A 15,232-nucleotide genomic window follows, 5' to 3' on the forward strand; every position below is an offset into this window, starting at 1 on the left:
CGTGCTGCTGGACAACGGCCGGACCCACGTCCTGGCCGACGAGCTGGGCCGCACCGCGCTGCACTGCATCCGCTGCTCGGCGTGCCTCAATGTCTGCCCGGTCTACGAGCGGACCGGCGGGCACGCCTACGGGTCGGTCTATCCCGGGCCGATCGGGGCGGTGCTCTCGCCCCAGCTCACCGGGGTCACCGGCGGGAACGAGCCGAATGACTCATTGCCCTACGCGTCGTCGTTGTGCGGGGCATGCTTCGAGGTGTGCCCCGTCAAGATCGACATCCCCTCGATCCTCGTGCAGCTGCGCGCGGAGCACACCGAGCGCGCCGCCGAGCGTCACCGGCTGCCCTCCCCGGAGGCGGTCGCGATGGCGGCAGCGGCGTGGGTGATGGGCGACGAGGAGCGGTTCGACCGAGCCGGCCGGGCCGCCTCCCTGGGCCGGCCGATGATCCGTGGAGGCCGGGCCCGACTGCCCCTCCCGCCGCCGTTGTCCGGCTGGACCGCATCCCGCGACGTGCCCAGCCCGCCGCCGGAGACCTTCCGCCAGTGGTGGCGGCGGACCCACGCCGAGCAGGAGGTTCGCCGTGATGCTTGACGAGTCGTCCGATCCGCCCAACTCCGGGGACTTCGAGCACCCCGAGCACCAGCCGGCCTCCTCCCCCGACCCCGTCGCCCGCGAGGAGGTCCTGCGCCGGGTGCGCGAGGCCCTCGGCGAGCGACGCACGAAGGTGCGCGTCGACATACCGCGGGGTTACCGGGCCGAGGGATCGCTGCTCAACGGCGAGCTGCAGGGGCTGTTCATCGAGCGGGTGGAGGACTACAAGGCGACGGTGACCCGGTGCGGGCCCAGCGACGAGGCGGTCGCGGAGGCGGTGCGCACCACACTCGAGGAGCTGTCCGCACGGGTCGTGGTGGCACCGGAGGAGGCCTGCGCCCGCTGGCTCGGCGCGCCGGGTCCCGACCGGCGGGTGACCGTGGACGACGGATCTCTCACCTCCGAGGACCTCGACACGGTCGACGCCGTGGTGACCGGGTCCGCCGTCGGCATCGCCGAGACCGGCACGATCGTCCTGGACGGCAGCGGTGCCAGCGGGCGGCGGATCCTGTCGCTGGTGCCGGACGTGCACGTGTGCGTCGTACGGGCCGCTGACGTGGTGCAGACCGTGCCCGAGGCGCTCGTGGAGCTGGACCCGGAGCGGCCGTTGACCTTCATCAGCGGACCCAGCGCCACCAGCGACATCGAGCTGAGCCGGGTCGAGGGCGTGCACGGACCGCGCACCCTGCGAGTGATCCTGGCGGGCTGACCACGGCGCGTTCGGCAAAAGGGCTGTCCGGCGGGAGCCGACTGGGGCAGACTGGGGGGTCTTGGGTCGAGCGGACACGGCTCGAGTGGGGACAGAGAGCGAGGCCCGATGGAATCGCACCGACACGACGGCCACCTGTGCTGGTGGGACCACCGCGCCTGCGGCTGGGTCTGCCCCCGGGAGACCGTGGTCACTCCGCGGGCGGCCTCCGACCGCGCCGGCTTCACCGGTGCCGGGCCGGTCACCGGGAGCGCCCACGCTCGTCAGCGTCCCGCCGCCGCGCCCGGTCGCCCCTGACCCGTAGACGCCCCCGTAGACGCCGTCGGGTGCGGCTGACCTGATCCCGACCCTGCCCCGCCCCGCGGTCAGCCGGCCTTCTTGCGCTGGGTCTTCTTCGTCGGCTTCGTGGTCGACTTCGTCGACTTCTTGGCGGTCGTCTTCGTGGACCCGCTCTTGCTGGCGCTCTTCTTCGCCGGCTGCTTCCTGGCCGCCGTCTTCTTCGCGGTGCGCTTGCTCGGCTGCTCCTGCTGCTCCTCCTCGCCCTCATCGGCCGCCTCGGAGTCCTCCGCCGCGGCGGAGGACTCCTCCTGCTCGCCGGCGGTGTCCGCGCCCGCGTCGCCCCGGGCCTTCTTGGCCCGCTCGACGCTGGCCTGCAGGGCCGCCAGCAGGTCGACGACCTCGCCGCCCTCCTCCTGCTCGTGGGGCTGCTGCTTGACTTCGCCGCCCTCGAGCTTGGCCTCCACGAGCTCCTTGACGGCGGCCTCGTACTCGTCCTCGAACTCGTCGGCGTCGTAGTCCCCGGAGAGCGACTCCACGAGCATGCGGGCCATCTTCAGCTCGTTCGCGGTGGCGGCGTTCTCGGTCGCGTCGAGGGTGCCGAAGTCGGGCTGGCGCACCTCGTCGGGCCACAGCATGGTCTGCATGACGATGACGTCGTCCTTGACGCGCAGCACCGCCACGGTCGTGCGGGTCCGCAGCGACACGGTGACGACGGCCATCCGGTCGGCCTCCTGCAGCGCCTCGCGCAGCAGGGCATAGGGCTTGGCCGCCGCCTTCTCCGGCTCGAGGTAGTAGGACTTCTCGAGCGTCATCGGGTCGATCTGGTCGGCGGGCACGAACTTCTGCACCGCGATCTCGCGGCTGCTGTTCACCGGCAGCTCGGCGAGGTCGTCGTCGTCGAGGACGACCATCTGCCCGTCCTCGGTCTCGTAACCCTTGGCGATCTCGTCGTAGGAGACCTCTTCGCCGTCGATGCTGCAGACCCGCTTGTAGCGGATCCGCCCACCGTCCTCGCGGTGGACCTGGCGGAACTGCACGTCGTGGTTCTCGGTGGCGGAGTACAGCTTGACCGGCACGTTGACCAGCCCGAAGGACACCGCACCCTTCCAGATCGCACGCACGGTTGCTTCCACTCTCCTCTGCAGCCGGGGTTGCCCCGGTGTCTCGCGGGTGACCAGTGTGGTGTGCTGTGTGGCTCGCACGCCATTGTCCGTCAGGATGGCCCCATGCGCCCGATGCTCGCCACCCCCGGCCGCCGGATCCCCACCGGTGCGGAGTGGGTGCACGAGGTGAAGTGGGACGGCATGCGCATCCTCGCCGACGTCCACGGCGGGCGGCTGCAGCTGTCCTCGCGCAACGAGAACGACGTCACCGTCAGCTTTCCCGAGCTCGCCGGGCTCGCGCAGGCCGGAGACGACCTGCTGCTCGACGGGGAGGTCGTCGCGCTGCACGACGGCGTCCCGTCCTTCCAGGCCCTCGCCGAGCGGATGCACGTCCAGGACGCCCGTCGCGCCCAGCGCCTCGCCGCGACGGTGCCGGTCACCTACATGGTGTTCGACCTGCTCCGGCTGGATGCCGAGGACCTCACCCCCCGGCCCCTGAGCAGGCGCCGGGAGCTGTTGGAGTCGCTGGCCCTCGGGCCGGGCGCATGGCGCGTTCCACCGGTCTACGACGACGGAGAGCTCCTCGCCGATGCCGCCCGGCAGCAGCACCTCGAGGGCGTGGTGAGCAAGCGGGTGGCCTCCCGTTACTTCCCCGGCCGGCGCAGCAGCGACTGGCTGAAGTTCCCTGTCCGCCCGTCGTTCTCGTTCGTCGTCGGCGGCTGGCGGCTCGAGACCGACAGCGCCAGCCGGCTCGGCGCGCTCCTGGTCGGGGCTCCCACGTCGAGCGGACTGTCCTACCGGGGGAAGGTGGGCTCCGGCCTCGCCGGCCGTACCGGGCAGGCACTGCTGGAGCAGCTGGCGCCGTTGGCCACCGACGGCTCCCCGTTCTGCGACGAGGTTCCCCGCGCCGACGCGCTGGGCACCACCTGGCTGCGCCCCGAACTCGTCGTGGACGTCGAGGCCCTCGGGGTGACGCGGGGCGGACGACTCCGGCAACCGGCATACCGCGGGGTGCGGACGGACCTGTCCCCGCACGACCTGACGCTGGACGGTGAGGGGTGACATGGCGGCCGAGAGCACGACCATGGTGAGCATCGAGGGACGTTCGCTCAAGCTGAGCAACCTCGACAAGGTGCTCTTCCCCGCGACCGAGACGACCAAGGGGGAGGTGCTGCACTACTACGCCCGCATCGCACCGGTGCTGCTGCCGCACCTGGCGCGGCGGCCGGTCACGCGGATCCGCTGGCCCGAGGGGGTGTCGAACCAGTCGTTCTTCGAGAAGAACCTGCCCAGCGGAGCGCCGTCCTGGCTGCCGTCGGTGACGCTGCCCGCACCGGGCTCGCAGGCCGGGAACGAGACGATCACCTACCCCCTCGTCGAGGACCTCGCCACGCTGACCTACCTGGCCAACCTCGCCTCGCTGGAGCTGCACGTCCCGCAGTGGCAGGTCGACGGCGACCAGCAACCGCTGCCGCCGAACCGGCTCGTGATCGACCTCGACCCCGGGCCGCCGGCCGGGCTGCACGAGTGCGCCCGCGTGGCGCTGCTGGTGCGGGAGCGGCTGGAGGGTCGGGGACTGCGGTCCGCACCGGTCACCAGCGGCAGCAAGGGGATGCAGCTGTATGCCCGGCTGCCCGGCGAGCAGTCCTCGGACGAGGTGCGCGACACCGCCCGTGAGCTCGCGCAGGAGCTGACCGGGGCCCACCCCGAGCTGGTGCTGTGGAAGATGACCAAGTCCCTGCGCCCCGGGAAGGTGCTGCTCGACTGGTCGCAGAACGTCGCGGCGAAGACGACGATCTCGCCCTACTCAGTGCGCGGTCGGGAGGCGCCGTGGGTCGCGGCACCACGGACGTGGGCGGAGGTCGAGCGTGGCGCCGACGATCCCGAGCGGTTGCGGCAGCTGGACATCGACGAGGCACTCGAGCGGGTGGACCGCGACGGCGACCTGCTCGAGGAGCTGCTCGGTCCGGAGACGTGAGACCAGCGCGTCCACCCCGGAGACAGCAGAGGCCCGCGGCGCGTACGCCGCGGGCCTCCGTCACCGTCAGGGTGCTCAGTGAGCCTTGTCGTAGGCCTCCTGCAGCTCCCGCGAGATGCGCCCGCGGTCGCTGACCTTGAACCCCTTCTTGCGCCCCCAGTCGCGGATCTCGTTCAGGTCGTCACGCTTGGCGCCCCCGTTGGCGCGACGACGACCGGCGGCACGACGGCCACCGGAACGGCGGGCGTGACCGATCCACTCCGCGAAGTCCTCCCGCAGCTGCGCTGCGTTGGTGTCGTTGAGGTCGATCTCGTAGGTCACGCCGTCAAGGGCAAAGGTGACGGTCTCGGCGGCATCGCCACCGTCGAGGTCATCGACGAGCAGCACCTGCACACGCTGGGCCATCGGCACTCCTTTTCCTGGTTGATTTTTCCACAGCGACCTCGACAGGGATTTCAAGGTTGCTGGGATGATCGTAGAGGAAAAGCAGTCCTCGCGGCGAAAAGCACTCCCGAAGATGTGGAGAAACTTCTCCCGCGGAATTTGTCGCAAGATATCCCGGGCGACGCCACTCGGCGTCGCGGCGGGTCAGTGCGGGCGGCGCGGCGGCACGGTGCGGGTATTGTCGTCGATCCCGTGCTCGGCCTCCCAGCGGGAATGCGCGAGACGCTCACGACGATCCGCCTCCACGAGGTTCTTCATGACGAGCCAGAACAGGTAGAGAATTCCGGCCGTCGGGAACAAGGCGGCCAGCCACGTCAACAGTGTGCCCATGGTCACATCACTTCACTCCGGCTTGACGGTGGGAAACAAGATGACTTCGCGCATGGGTTTCCCGGTCAACAGCATGATCAGCCGGTCCACCCCCAACCCCGTCCCACCCATGGGGGGCGCGCCGTATTCGAGGGCTCGCAGGAAGTCCTCGTCGAGTTGCATGGCCTCCGGGTCTCCCTTGGCCGCCAGCAGCGACTGCTCGGTGAGCCGTTCCCGCTGGATCACCGGGTCGACGAGCTCGGAGTAGGACGGGGCCAGCTCCACGCCCCCGATGATCAGGTCCCACGCCTCGACCAGTCCTGGCTTGGACCGGTGCCCGCGAGCCAGGGGCTTGACCGACTCGGGGTAGTCGCAGACAAACGTCGGCTGGGTGAGCGAGGGCTCGACCAGCTGCTCATAGAGCTCGACGATGATGGCGCCCGCTCCCCATTGCGGCTGCAGCGCCACGTCCTGCTTTGCGGCGACCTTGCGCAGGCGTTCGGCATTGTCGACCGTTTCGGCCGCGTCAATGGACTCCCCCACCGCCTCGCTGACGGCGTCCACAATCGGCAACCAGCGCCATTCTCCACCGAGGTCGATCTCGTGCCCCCGGTAGTCGTGGACGACGGTGCCGCTGCCTGTTGCCTCCGCCGCGTTGAGAACGAGCCGCTTGGTCAGCTCGGCGGCCGTGAATTGGTCGCCATAGGCCTGGTAGAACTCGAGCATCGTGAACTCAGCCGCGTGGGTGGAGTCAATGCCTTCGTTCCGAAAGGTCTTTCCGATTTCATAGACCCGTTCCACACCCCCGACCACAGCTCGCTTGAGAAACAGCTCCAGGGCGATGCGCAGGGTCACATCGATGTCGAACGCGTTGAGGTGGGTGCCGAAGGGACGTGCCGCGGCACCACCGTGGACGAGCTGCAGTTGCGGTGTCTCGACCTCGATGAAGTCGTGGTCGTCGAGGGTCTGGCGCAACGAGCGCAGGACGGTCGCCCTGGTCCGCACCATGTCGCGCGCCTCCTGGCGCACGATCAGGTCGGCATACCGCTGCCGCACCCGGGCCTCCTCGGACAGCTCCTTGTGCAGGGTCGGCAGGGGGCGCAGCGCCTTGCTGGCCATACGCCACTCGTCGGCCATCACCGACAGCTCGCCCCGCTTGCTGCTGATGACTCGGCCGTGGACGTAGACGAAGTCGCCCAGGTCGACATCGGCCTTCCAGGCGGCGAGCGCCTCGGCGCCCACCTCGGCGAGGCTGAGCATGACCTGCAGCCGGGTTCCGTCGCCCTCCTGCAGGGAGGCGAAGGCCAGCTTGCCGGTGTTGCGGATGAACATGACGCGACCGGCCACCCCGACGCGGTCCTGGGTCTCCTCGCCGGTCTGCAGGTGTCCCCACTGGTCGCGGACCTCGGCCAGGGTGTGCGTCCGCGGCACCTGAACGGGGTACGGCGCGGTGCCCTCCTCCAGCAAGCGGGCGCGCTTCTCCCGGCGGACCTTCATCTGCTCCGGGAGGTCGGTCTCGGGCACGGGAGAGTCGTGGTCGCTCACCTGTCAAGGGTAACCAGCGGCGCGCGGTGCCCCTGACGGTAGTTTCCGGGCATGGAGCATCCGCCCTCCGACGACAGCTTCACCGCCCGCCGCGCCTCCTTCGGCGGCCTCGGCGCGACCTATGACGCCGTGCGCCCCGAGTGGCCGGCCGCGACGGTCCGCTGGCTGCTCGGCTCCCCCACCCCAGAGGTATGCCCGGAGCTCACCGTGGTCGACCTCGGCGCCGGGACCGGGAAGGGGACCCGGACGATCGCCGGGCTGGGCGCCCACGTGATCGCCGTCGAACCCGCCGGCGGGATGCGGGCGGCCCTGGAGGAGTCCCTGCGCGGGCTGCCGACCGAGGTCGCCGCCCGCATCGCCGTGCGCGCCGGCGACGCCGAGTCGGTGCCGCTGGAGGCCGGCTCCACGGACGCGGTCACGGCGTTCCAGGCGTGGCACTGGTTCGACCCGGAGCGGGCGGCGGGCGAGGCCGCCCGGGTGCTCCGCCCGGGTGGCTGGCTGTCGATGGCGTGGCACCACCGACTCGAGGACGAGGGCTGGCAGCGTGAGCTGTCCGCGATCGTGGAGCGCGAGTCCAACCAGCCGGACGACCCCGAGTGCCCACCCACCGGGCCGGAGTTCGAGCCGGCCGAGACCGAGCTGTTCGACTACGCGATGCGGCAGAACGTGGAGGACCTGGTGCGGCATGCCTCGACGTGGTCCTACGTGGCCATCCACCCCGGGCGGGAGCGGCTGCTGGAGCAGGTGCGAGCCCTGGGCGAGCGGGTCGCCGACGCCGAGGGGATGGTGACGATCCCGATGGCCACCCGCTGCTATCGGTTGCGGCGCCGCTGAACCCACCCTGCTGGGCGGCACAGGCCGGTCTCCGGTCGCCCGCCGAGTCAGAAGAGCGCGAGCCCCGCGACCCGGTGCTCGAGGTCGAGCAGGAACCGCTTGCGCTCCAACCCGCCGCCGTAGCCGGTCAGCGACCCGGACGCACCGATCACGCGGTGGCAAGGGACGACGATGCTGATCGGGTTGTGGCCGTTGGCCAGGCCCACGGCACGACTCGCCGACGGGCCGGCCCCGATCCGGCGCGCCAGGTCGCCGTAGGACTCCGTGGTGCCGTAGGGGATCTCGGTGAGCGCACGCCATACCCGCTGTTGGAAGTCCGTGCCCACGGGGGCGAGGGGCAGCTGGAACTCCTGCCGGTCGCCGGCGAAGTACTCCGCGAGCTGGCGGGCTGCTTCCGCGAGCACCGGTACGTCCGCGACGTCCACCTCGCGGCCGAGGCCGTCGTCGGCGGGCGCGTGCCGGCGCGTGCGCATGTAGACGGCCGTGACGGAGCCGTCGTCGGCGCCGACGGTCAGCGGACCGATGGGGCTGTCGACGACGACGTGGGCGGTGGCGACCGGCCGGGTCATGACCCCATCGTGCCCCCGACCACCGACACCTCGAGCGGGCCCCCGCCGGGGCCCACGCGCAGCGGCTGGTTGTCGATGAGCCGCGTGGTGCCGACGCGCGCGGCGACCGCGAGCAGCGCCTCGCCGTGGTACCACTCCGGCACGTCCTGAAGCGTCGTCGGGTGGACGAGGACCAGGTAGTCCACGAGGACCAGCGGTTCGGCCACGAGCACCGAGCGGGCCGCCCGGCGAACGGCGGAGGGTCCCTCGACCGCAGCGTCCGCGCCGGCGCGCAGGGCTCGCGACAGGCTCAGTGCCGCCTCGCGGTCGGAGGGCGTCAGGTAGGTGTTGCGGCTGCTCATCGCGAGCCCGTCCCCCTCGCGGACGGTGGGCACCGAGACGACCTCGACCGGGAAGTCCAGGTCACGCACCATCCGGCGGATCAGCAGCAGCTGCTGGGCGTCCTTCTGGCCGAAGTAGGCCCGGTCGGCGCGGGTCAGGTGCAACAACTTGGCCACGACCGTGAGGACCCCGTCGAAGTGCCCCGGCCGGGACCGTCCCTCGAGCACCTCGCCCAGCGGGCCGGCGCTCATCCGCACGCCGGGGTCGCCCTCGGGGTAGACCACGTCCGGGGTGGGCGCGAAGACGAGCTCCACGCCCTCCCGGGCGCAGATGCCCAGGTCGACGTCGAGGGTCCGCGGGTAGCGCGAGAGGTCCTCCCCCGCACCGAACTGCAGCGGGTTGAGGAAGATCGTCACGAGCACGTGCTGCGCGCGCCGGCGTGCGGTGCGGATCAGCTCGGCGTGGCCCTCGTGCAGCGCGCCCATCGTCATGACGACCGCCACCTCGCCGGGAAGCTCGGCCCGCGCGGCGGCGAGCTCCTCCCGGGTCCGCGCCAGCGTGGGCCGGGTCCGTTCACCCACCGAGGTCACCGGTCGCCTTCCGTGTCGTCGCCGGAAGCGTCGCCGCCGAAACCGTTGTCACGCAAGCCGTCGTCGCCGAGGTCGGCGAGGACCTCCACCAGCTCGGCGGCTCCGGACGGGGAGAGCCGACCGGCCGCGAGCGCCCGTTCGGCGGTCGCCCGGGCCAGCGCGAGGTAGCTCGGGCGCACGTCGGCGGTCTCGGCGTGCAGCTCGCGCAGGTGGCTGGCAACCGTGCCGGCATCGCCGCGCGCGACCGGTCCGGTCAGCCCGGCGTCCCCGAGGCGCAGCGCGTTGTCGAGGCTGGCCTCGAGCAGGGGCTCGATCATCCGCCGCGGGTCCTCCACCCCGGCGTGCCCGAGCACCTGCATGGCCTGCGCGACGAGGGTGACGAGGTGGTTCGAGCCGTGCGCCAGCGCCGCGTGGTAGCGGGGCCGGTCCGCTTCGGCGATCCACACCGGCTCGGCGCCCATCTCGACGACGAGCGCCTCCGCGACCGGCCGCAGCTGCTCGGCCGAAGTGACCCCGAAGCGGCAGTCCGGCAGCCGTTCGAGGTCCATCGCGGTGCCGGTGAACGCCATCACCGGGTGCAGCGCCAGGCCGAGGACGTGGGCGCGGGCGCAGACGTCGAAGACCCGCGCCCCGAACCGCCCGGAGGTGTGCACCAGGATCTGCCCCGCCTGCCACGCGCCGGTCGTCGTGAGCCCGCGCAGCAGGTCGACCAGGGCGTCGTCGGGCACGGTGAGCAGCACCAGCTCGGCGCGCTCGACCACCTCGGGCACGTCGAGCACGGGAACCCCCGGCAGCAGGGTGGCGGCCCGGTCGCGGGAGGCCTCCGTGACCGCGGAGGCCGCCACGACGCGGTGGCCCGCCGTGCGCAGGGACGCGCCCAGCACCGCCCCCACCCGGCCGGTGCCCACGACGCCCACGTCGAGCCGTGCGGGTCGCTCGTTCGGTGAGGTCACACCGGGAACGGTAGCGACCGCGGGTTTGCGCTCGGGGCCGGCATGCGCGTAGGCAAGGCCGTATGACCGGCATGACGAGCGTCCCCTGGCCGCGGGCCTGGCACGACGCCCTGTATGCCGGCCACGGCTTCTACCGCTCGCCCGCGGGACCGGGCGGCCACTTCGCCACGTCGACGCAGGGCATCCCGGGTGGGGGCGCGCTGTTCGCGCGCGCGGTCGCGACCCTGGCCGATGAGCACCGCTTCGACACGGTCGTCGACCTCGGTTGCGGCCGCGGTGAGCTGCTCGGGCACCTGCGCCCCCTGCTGCCGCACGTGCGCCTGCTCGGGGTGGACGTCGTGCCGCGGCCGGCGGACCTGCCCGAGGACGTCGACTGGGTGCAGTCCCCCGGCGGCGCCGAGCTGCCCGACGACCTCGTCGGTCTGCCCGGCGGCACACTGCTGCTGGCCCATGAGTGGCTGGACGTCGTGCCCTGCGAGATCGGGGAGGTCGACGACCACGGGCTGGTGCGCCGTGTCCTGGTCGAGCCGAGCAGCGGTGAGGAGCGGCTCGGCGACCCGCTGCCCGGGGAGGACCTGCAGTGGTGCGCCCGGCACTGGCCGTTGGAGCAGGCCGTGCCGGGGGACCGGGTCGAAGTCGGCCGCGCCCGCGACGAGGCGTGGGAGCGGGCGCTCAAGATCGTCGGCCGCGGGATCGCCGTGGCGGTGGACTACGGCCACCGGCGGGTCGAACGGCCCCGCCACGGGACGCTGACCGGCTACCGCTCCGGGCACCAGGTCCGGCCGGTCCCCGACGGCAGCTGTGACCTCACGGCGCACGTGGCCATGGACAGCCTCGACCACGACGACCTGCTCGACCAGCGCAAGGCCCTCCACCGGCTCGGGGTCCGGGCGGGCACTCCGGCGCACGCGCTCGCGCGGCGCGACCCCTCGGCATACCTCGTGCAGCTGGCGGAGAGCTCGGCAGCCGCGGCGCTCACCGCCCCGGGAGGGCTGGGCGACTTCCTCTGGGCGTTCCGCTACCTCACCTGAACGACTGGCAGACTGGCCGCCATGAGCACCGAGACCCAGCGCGAGCTGACCGTCGGCGTCGGCGCCGGGGAGCTGGCGACGGCCGACATGGTGCTCAACATCGGCCCCCAGCACCCGGCCACGCACGGCGTGCTGCGGCTGCGGATCGTCGTCGACGGCGAACGCATCGTCAGCGCCGAGCCGATCATCGGCTACATGCACCGCGGGGCCGAGAAGCTGTTCGAGGTCCGCGACTACCGGCAGATCCTCGTCCTGGCCAACCGGCACGACTGGCTGTCGGCGTTCTGCAACGAGATCGGCGTCGCCCTCGCCGTCGAGACCATGCTGGGGATGGAGGTCCCCGAGCGCGCGACCTGGGCGCGCACGCTGCTCGCCGAGCTCAACCGGGCGCTCAACCACCTCATGTTCCTCGGGTCCTACCCGCTCGAGCTCGGCGCGATCACGCCGATCTTCTACTCCTTCCGGGAGCGCGAGGAGCTGCAGGCCGTCATGGAGGAGGCCTCCGGCGGGCGGATGCACTACATGTTCAACCGGGTCGGCGGGCTCAAGGAGGACCTGCCCGCCGGCTGGCTCGGCCGCGTCGAGCAGGCGATCCACGCCGTGCGCGGTCGTATGCCGGACCTCGAGAGCATGCTCATCGGCAACGAGATCCTCCACGCGCGCACGCGCGGGATCGGCGTGCTCTCACCGGAAACCATTGCCTCGTATGGTGTTTCCGGTCCCATTGCGCGTGCCTCCGGCGTCGACTTCGACCTGCGCCGGGACGACCCCTACCTCGCCTATGCCGAGCTGTTCGCCCCGGGTGGCCCCGGTCGGGTGGTGACCCGCACCGAGGGCGACTGCCTCGCCCGGCTCGAGGTGCTGATGGAGCAGGTCCACGTCAGCCTCGACCTCGCCGAGCACTGCGTCGGGGTGCTCGGGTCGCTGCCGCAGGGACCGATCAACGTCAAGCTGCCCAAGGTGCTGCGGGTGCCCGAGGGGCACATCTACAGCCAGACCGAGAACCCCTTGGGGTTCAACGGCTACTACCTCGTCTCGCGCGGGGACAAGACGCCGTGGCGGCTGAAGCTGCGGTCGGCGTCGTTCAACAACATCGCCGTGCTGGGCGAGGCCCTGCCGGGCAACCTGATCGCCGACATGGTCGCGATCCTGGGGTCGATGTTCTTCGTGGTCGGCGACATCGACAAGTAGCCGGCCCCGGACAGCGGTCAGCGGCGGGTGAGGTCGATCCAGTAGCGGCGCTTGCCCTGCCGGCTGTCCTCGTAGACCCCGCCGTTCTTCTCGATCGTGCGGCGCGAGCCGACGTTGTCCTCGTCGCAGGTGAGCAGGATCTGGTCCAGCCCGAGGTCCCGCGCGACCGGAAGGGCGTCGTGCAGCGCCTGCGCGGCGAGCCCGCGCCGCCGGGCGCTCGGGCGGATGCTGTAGCCGATGTGGCCGCCGACCTCGAGCAGGTGCTGGGTCAACCGGTGCCGGATCGCCAGGAAACCGAGGAAGGTGTCGCCCTCGGCGATCCAGAGGAAGGTGCACGGCACCCAGCCCTCCGGGCGTGGTGTCTCCGCGAGCGCGTCGGCACGCAGGTGCCCGACGAAGGCGGCGAAGGCGTCGGCGTCACCCAGACGCGCCCGGTCAGGCGCAGCGTCCAGACCTCCCCCGTCGAGGTGCACGTCACCGAACTCGTCGAGCGCCTCGAGGAACGAGTCGTGGAACCTGCGGTCGGGAGGGACGAGTTCGGCCATGGCTGTGGACCTTAACGGCTCGGCTCGCTCGGCCTCTACCGGGTTTCGGGTCAGCGGTCGTCGTCATCGTCGTCGTGCCGGCGCGGGTCGGGGATCCGGCACCAGGCCTGCGCCCGCAGGCCGGCCACCCAGAGCACCGCCGAGGCGCCGATCAGCCCGAGCACGAACCACAGGTGCCCCCGCACGCTGGGCACGTCGGTGTCGGGCAGCAACAGGACGACCTGGGCGAGGTACCACCCGAGCACCGCCGCGCCGCCGAGCGCGCAGGCCTGGGCCGCGACGAGGGTGCGTCGTCCCCGTTGCGGGCTGGGCATCCGCCGGGACCGGCCGCGCAGGTAGCGCCGGATGTCCCACGCCGCCGCCAGCACCGCGAGCGCCATGAGCACCATCACGACGATGCCGATCCACGACGTGTGCGGCAGGGCGCGGCCGCCGTTGACCCACAGCGTCAGCACGACCCACGACAGCGCCCCCACCACCACGAGCACCCCGAGGGTGAACCGGACGGTGACCCCCTGCTCCTGGCTCATCGCGACCGCTCCCCCGCCGGCGCGCTCCCCCACCACGGCGCCGGCCACGGGGGACCGGGCCGGACCCCGCCGGAGTCGAGTCGCGCGGCGAGCCCGGGCACGTCGGCCACGTCCGCACCGACCCGCAACCGCGCCGCGGGGTCGACCTCCGACCACGGCACCAGCACGAACGCGCGCTCGTGCGCCCGCGGGTGCGGCAGCGTCAGCTCCGGGTCGTCGAGGACCACGTCGCCGCCGGCCCGCGGGTCGCCGTACTGCACGAGGTCCAGGTCGAGCGTGCGCGCGCCCCACCGGACCTCGCGCCGGCGCCCGTGCCGTGCCTCGACCGCGTGCAGCTCGCGCAGCAGGTGCCACGGGGACAGGCGGGTCCGGGCGACGAGCACCGCGTTGAGGTAGGTGGGCTGCTCCGGTCCTCCGACGGGATCGGTCTCGACGAGCGGGGAGGCCCGTTGCACGGTCACGCCGTCGAGCGCGTCCACCTCCCGCACGGCCGACGCCAGCGTCTCGGCGGGCAGCCCCAGGTTGGCCCCCAGCGCCACGACGACCGGCACGTCGCGCTCGCGCCGCACGCTGACCGTCACGTCGTCGAACGGCACCCCCACGGGGGCCTGCGGCTTGTGCACCGTGACCTCCACGGCTTCCACGACGGTATGCCGGAGGCTCGCCTCCGCGATCCGGTTCGCCACGGTCTCCACCAGGTCGAGCGAGGGGCCGGCGAGGATCCCGTGTGCGACCGCCGCCACCTCGGCGTAGTTGACGGTGTGCGACAGGTCGTCGCTCGCGCCGGCCCGGGCGGTGTCGACCTCGAGCACGACGTCGGCGGAGAACGGCTGCCCCACGGCCTTCTCCTCGGCGAGCACGCCGTGAAAGCCCCGAGCGGCGATGCCGTGCAGCGCGATCCGGTCGCTCATGGTGCGTCCTCGACCGCCGCCACGGCGCGCAGCGCATCAACCGTGTCGCGCACGTTGTGCACCCGCACGCCCCACACGCCCGCCTGGGCGGCGACCACGCTGGTGGCCACGGTGGCGGCGTCCCGGTCGGCCGCCGGACGTGGCCGGCCGTCCGGCAGCGGAGTCAGCCGGCCGAGGAACCCCTTGCGGGAGGCGCCGACCAGCACGGGCAGCCCGAGCCCTTGCAGGGCGTCGAGGTGGCGCAGCAGCGACCAGTTGTGCTGCGCGGTCTTGGCGAAGCCCAACCCGGGATCGAGCAGCAGCTGCTCGCGGCGCAGACCCTGCTCGACCAGGGTGTCCACCTGGCCCCGCAGCTCGCGGCAGACGTCGGCGACCACGTCGTCGTAGACGGCACGGGACTGCATGTCGGCGCTGTGCCCACGCCAGTGCATGACCACGAAGGGGACGTCCGTGCCCGCGAGGGCACCCGGCATACCGGGGTCGGCGAGGCCCCCACTGACGTCGTTGACCAGGGAGGCACCGGCCTCGAGGGCACGCAGGGCCACCTCGGCCCGCATCGTGTCGATGGAGACCCGGGCACCCGCGGAGGTGAGGGCACGCACGACCGGGAGCACCCGGCGCAGCTCCTCCTCCTGGCTGGGCCGTTCGGCGCCGGGGCGCGTCGACTCCCCTCCCACGTCGAGGATGTCGGCCCCCTGCTCGAGCAGCTCCTCGCCGTGCGCGACGGCCGCCTCCGGCTCGAACCAGAGGCCGCCGTCACTGAACGAATCGGGTGTCACGTTGACGACACCCATGACCAGC

Annotated in this window: 19 protein-coding genes; 8 read left to right on the top strand and 11 right to left on the bottom strand. The window is 72.3% G+C overall.

Translation table 11 applies throughout. From position 1 onward, the window contains the following. From VFL99_RS01830 to VFL99_RS01840, 3 genes are all read left to right on the top strand, one after another. A partial coding sequence (locus VFL99_RS01830) for a 4Fe-4S dicluster domain-containing protein (RefSeq protein ID WP_325104614.1) occupies positions 1–589 on the top strand: 589 nt, incomplete at its 5' end. After that, positions 582–1,298 carry a LutC/YkgG family protein gene (locus tag VFL99_RS01835; RefSeq protein WP_325104615.1) on the top strand — a complete coding sequence of 239 codons (717 nt, stop codon included), beginning with the start codon at positions 582–584 and terminating at the stop codon, positions 1,296–1,298. The genes VFL99_RS01830 and VFL99_RS01835, both read left to right, overlap by 8 nt. 108 nt (positions 1,299–1,406) lie before the next feature. Then, complete coding sequence (locus tag VFL99_RS01840; protein WP_325104616.1) at positions 1,407–1,595, top strand: hypothetical protein; 189 nt, start codon at positions 1,407–1,409, stop codon at positions 1,593–1,595. Positions 1,596–1,663: 68 nt separating this feature from the next. Here VFL99_RS01840 and ku read toward each other — a convergent pair whose 3' ends face one another. Then, entirely contained in the window at positions 1,664–2,698 is a 1,035-nt protein-coding gene (ku, locus tag VFL99_RS01845) for a non-homologous end joining protein Ku (protein ID WP_325104617.1), read from the bottom strand. 105 nt (positions 2,699–2,803) lie between these two features. Between ku and ligD (VFL99_RS01850) the strand changes: the two genes are divergently transcribed. Beyond that, positions 2,804–3,742, top strand: coding sequence for a non-homologous end-joining DNA ligase (gene ligD, locus VFL99_RS01850; RefSeq protein WP_325104618.1), 939 nt, complete (start codon positions 2,804–2,806; stop codon positions 3,740–3,742). Between the two features lies 1 nt (position 3,743). After that, on the top strand, positions 3,744–4,658 hold the full coding sequence (gene ligD, locus VFL99_RS01855) for a non-homologous end-joining DNA ligase (RefSeq protein WP_325104619.1): 915 nt from the start codon (positions 3,744–3,746) through the stop codon (positions 4,656–4,658). Positions 4,659–4,733: 75 nt separating this feature from the next. On the opposite strand, the gene VFL99_RS01860 is transcribed toward ligD (VFL99_RS01855), so the two are convergent. The 3 genes from VFL99_RS01860 to lysS form a co-directional block, all read right to left on the bottom strand. Then, entirely contained in the window at positions 4,734–5,063 is a 330-nt protein-coding gene (locus VFL99_RS01860; RefSeq protein ID WP_325104620.1) for a histone-like nucleoid-structuring protein Lsr2, read from the bottom strand. Between the two features lie 183 nt (positions 5,064–5,246). Beyond that, entirely contained in the window at positions 5,247–5,432 is a 186-nt protein-coding gene (locus tag VFL99_RS01865) for a hypothetical protein (RefSeq protein WP_325104621.1), read from the bottom strand. Positions 5,433–5,444: 12 nt separating this feature from the next. Further along, the gene (lysS, locus tag VFL99_RS01870; RefSeq protein WP_325104676.1) at positions 5,445–6,908 is read right to left on the bottom strand and encodes a lysine--tRNA ligase; all 1,464 of its coding nucleotides are present in this window, start codon (positions 6,906–6,908) and stop codon (positions 5,445–5,447) included. A gap of 99 nt (positions 6,909–7,007) precedes the next feature. Here lysS and VFL99_RS01875 point away from each other — a divergent pair, with 99 nt between their 5' ends. Next, the gene (locus VFL99_RS01875) at positions 7,008–7,790 is read left to right on the top strand and encodes a class I SAM-dependent methyltransferase (protein WP_325104622.1); all 783 of its coding nucleotides are present in this window, start codon (positions 7,008–7,010) and stop codon (positions 7,788–7,790) included. A gap of 47 nt (positions 7,791–7,837) precedes the next feature. Here the strand turns inward: VFL99_RS01875 and VFL99_RS01880 are convergent, their stop codons facing one another. The 3 genes from VFL99_RS01880 to VFL99_RS01890 are packed head-to-tail and all read right to left on the bottom strand — an operon-like array spanning position 7,838 to position 10,223. Further along, entirely contained in the window at positions 7,838–8,359 is a 522-nt protein-coding gene (locus VFL99_RS01880; protein WP_325104623.1) for a methylated-DNA--[protein]-cysteine S-methyltransferase, read from the bottom strand. Further along, positions 8,356–9,261, bottom strand: a complete 906-nt coding sequence (gene panC, locus VFL99_RS01885) for a pantoate--beta-alanine ligase (RefSeq protein ID WP_325104624.1) — start codon at positions 9,259–9,261, stop codon at positions 8,356–8,358. The genes VFL99_RS01880 and panC overlap by 4 nt, the downstream gene beginning before the upstream one ends. 5 nt (positions 9,262–9,266) lie before the next feature. Next, the gene (locus VFL99_RS01890) at positions 9,267–10,223 is read right to left on the bottom strand and encodes a Rossmann-like and DUF2520 domain-containing protein (RefSeq protein WP_325104625.1); all 957 of its coding nucleotides are present in this window, start codon (positions 10,221–10,223) and stop codon (positions 9,267–9,269) included. A 62-nt stretch (positions 10,224–10,285) separates the two neighbouring features. Here VFL99_RS01890 and VFL99_RS01895 point away from each other — a divergent pair, with 62 nt between their 5' ends. Next, positions 10,286–11,254, top strand: a complete 969-nt coding sequence (locus tag VFL99_RS01895) for an SAM-dependent methyltransferase (RefSeq protein ID WP_325104626.1) — start codon at positions 10,286–10,288, stop codon at positions 11,252–11,254. 21 nt (positions 11,255–11,275) lie between these two features. After that, positions 11,276–12,445 carry an NADH-quinone oxidoreductase subunit D gene (locus tag VFL99_RS01900; protein ID WP_325104627.1) on the top strand — a complete coding sequence of 390 codons (1,170 nt, stop codon included), beginning with the start codon at positions 11,276–11,278 and terminating at the stop codon, positions 12,443–12,445. A gap of 17 nt (positions 12,446–12,462) precedes the next feature. On the opposite strand, the gene VFL99_RS01905 is transcribed toward VFL99_RS01900, so the two are convergent. Genes VFL99_RS01905 through folP form a run of 4 tightly spaced genes read right to left on the bottom strand, consistent with a single transcriptional unit; the run spans position 12,463 to position 15,225 of the window. Further along, entirely contained in the window at positions 12,463–12,990 is a 528-nt protein-coding gene (locus VFL99_RS01905) for a GNAT family N-acetyltransferase (protein ID WP_325104628.1), read from the bottom strand. A gap of 50 nt (positions 12,991–13,040) precedes the next feature. Beyond that, complete coding sequence (locus VFL99_RS01910) at positions 13,041–13,520, bottom strand: DUF3180 domain-containing protein (RefSeq protein WP_325104629.1); 480 nt, start codon at positions 13,518–13,520, stop codon at positions 13,041–13,043. Then, entirely contained in the window at positions 13,517–14,431 is a 915-nt protein-coding gene (gene folK / locus VFL99_RS01915; protein WP_325104630.1) for a 2-amino-4-hydroxy-6-hydroxymethyldihydropteridine diphosphokinase, read from the bottom strand. Before folK ends, VFL99_RS01910 begins: the two co-directional genes overlap by 4 nt. Next, the gene (folP, locus tag VFL99_RS01920; protein ID WP_325104677.1) at positions 14,428–15,225 is read right to left on the bottom strand and encodes a dihydropteroate synthase; all 798 of its coding nucleotides are present in this window, start codon (positions 15,223–15,225) and stop codon (positions 14,428–14,430) included. Before folP ends, folK begins: the two co-directional genes overlap by 4 nt. Positions 15,226–15,232: the final 7 nt, after the last annotated feature.

It is taken from the genome of Segeticoccus sp. (assembly GCF_035708005.1).

Excerpts from the sequence above, each read along its gene's own strand:
- VFL99_RS01835 (WP_325104615.1), top strand. The coding sequence starts at position 582 with ATGCTTGACGAGTCGTCCGATCCGCCCAACTCCGGGGACTTCGAGCAC.
- VFL99_RS01840 (WP_325104616.1), top strand. The coding sequence starts at position 1,407 with ATGGAATCGCACCGACACGACGGCCACCTGTGCTGGTGGGACCACCGC.
- ligD (WP_325104618.1), top strand. The coding sequence starts at position 2,804 with ATGCGCCCGATGCTCGCCACCCCCGGCCGCCGGATCCCCACCGGTGCG.
- ligD (WP_325104619.1), top strand. The coding sequence starts at position 3,744 with ATGGCGGCCGAGAGCACGACCATGGTGAGCATCGAGGGACGTTCGCTC.
- VFL99_RS01860 (WP_325104620.1), bottom strand. The coding sequence starts at position 5,063 with ATGGCCCAGCGTGTGCAGGTGCTGCTCGTCGATGACCTCGACGGTGGC.
- VFL99_RS01865 (WP_325104621.1), bottom strand. The coding sequence starts at position 5,432 with ATGGGCACACTGTTGACGTGGCTGGCCGCCTTGTTCCCGACGGCCGGA.
- lysS (WP_325104676.1), bottom strand. The coding sequence starts at position 6,908 with ATGAAGGTCCGCCGGGAGAAGCGCGCCCGCTTGCTGGAGGAGGGCACC.
- VFL99_RS01875 (WP_325104622.1), top strand. The coding sequence starts at position 7,008 with ATGGAGCATCCGCCCTCCGACGACAGCTTCACCGCCCGCCGCGCCTCC.
- VFL99_RS01880 (WP_325104623.1), bottom strand. The coding sequence starts at position 8,359 with ATGACCCGGCCGGTCGCCACCGCCCACGTCGTCGTCGACAGCCCCATC.
- VFL99_RS01895 (WP_325104626.1), top strand. The coding sequence starts at position 10,286 with ATGACCGGCATGACGAGCGTCCCCTGGCCGCGGGCCTGGCACGACGCC.
- VFL99_RS01900 (WP_325104627.1), top strand. The coding sequence starts at position 11,276 with ATGAGCACCGAGACCCAGCGCGAGCTGACCGTCGGCGTCGGCGCCGGG.
- VFL99_RS01905 (WP_325104628.1), bottom strand. The coding sequence starts at position 12,990 with ATGGCCGAACTCGTCCCTCCCGACCGCAGGTTCCACGACTCGTTCCTC.
- VFL99_RS01910 (WP_325104629.1), bottom strand. The coding sequence starts at position 13,520 with ATGAGCCAGGAGCAGGGGGTCACCGTCCGGTTCACCCTCGGGGTGCTC.
- folK (WP_325104630.1), bottom strand. The coding sequence starts at position 14,431 with ATGAGCGACCGGATCGCGCTGCACGGCATCGCCGCTCGGGGCTTTCAC.
- folP (WP_325104677.1), bottom strand. The coding sequence starts at position 15,225 with ATGGGTGTCGTCAACGTGACACCCGATTCGTTCAGTGACGGCGGCCTC.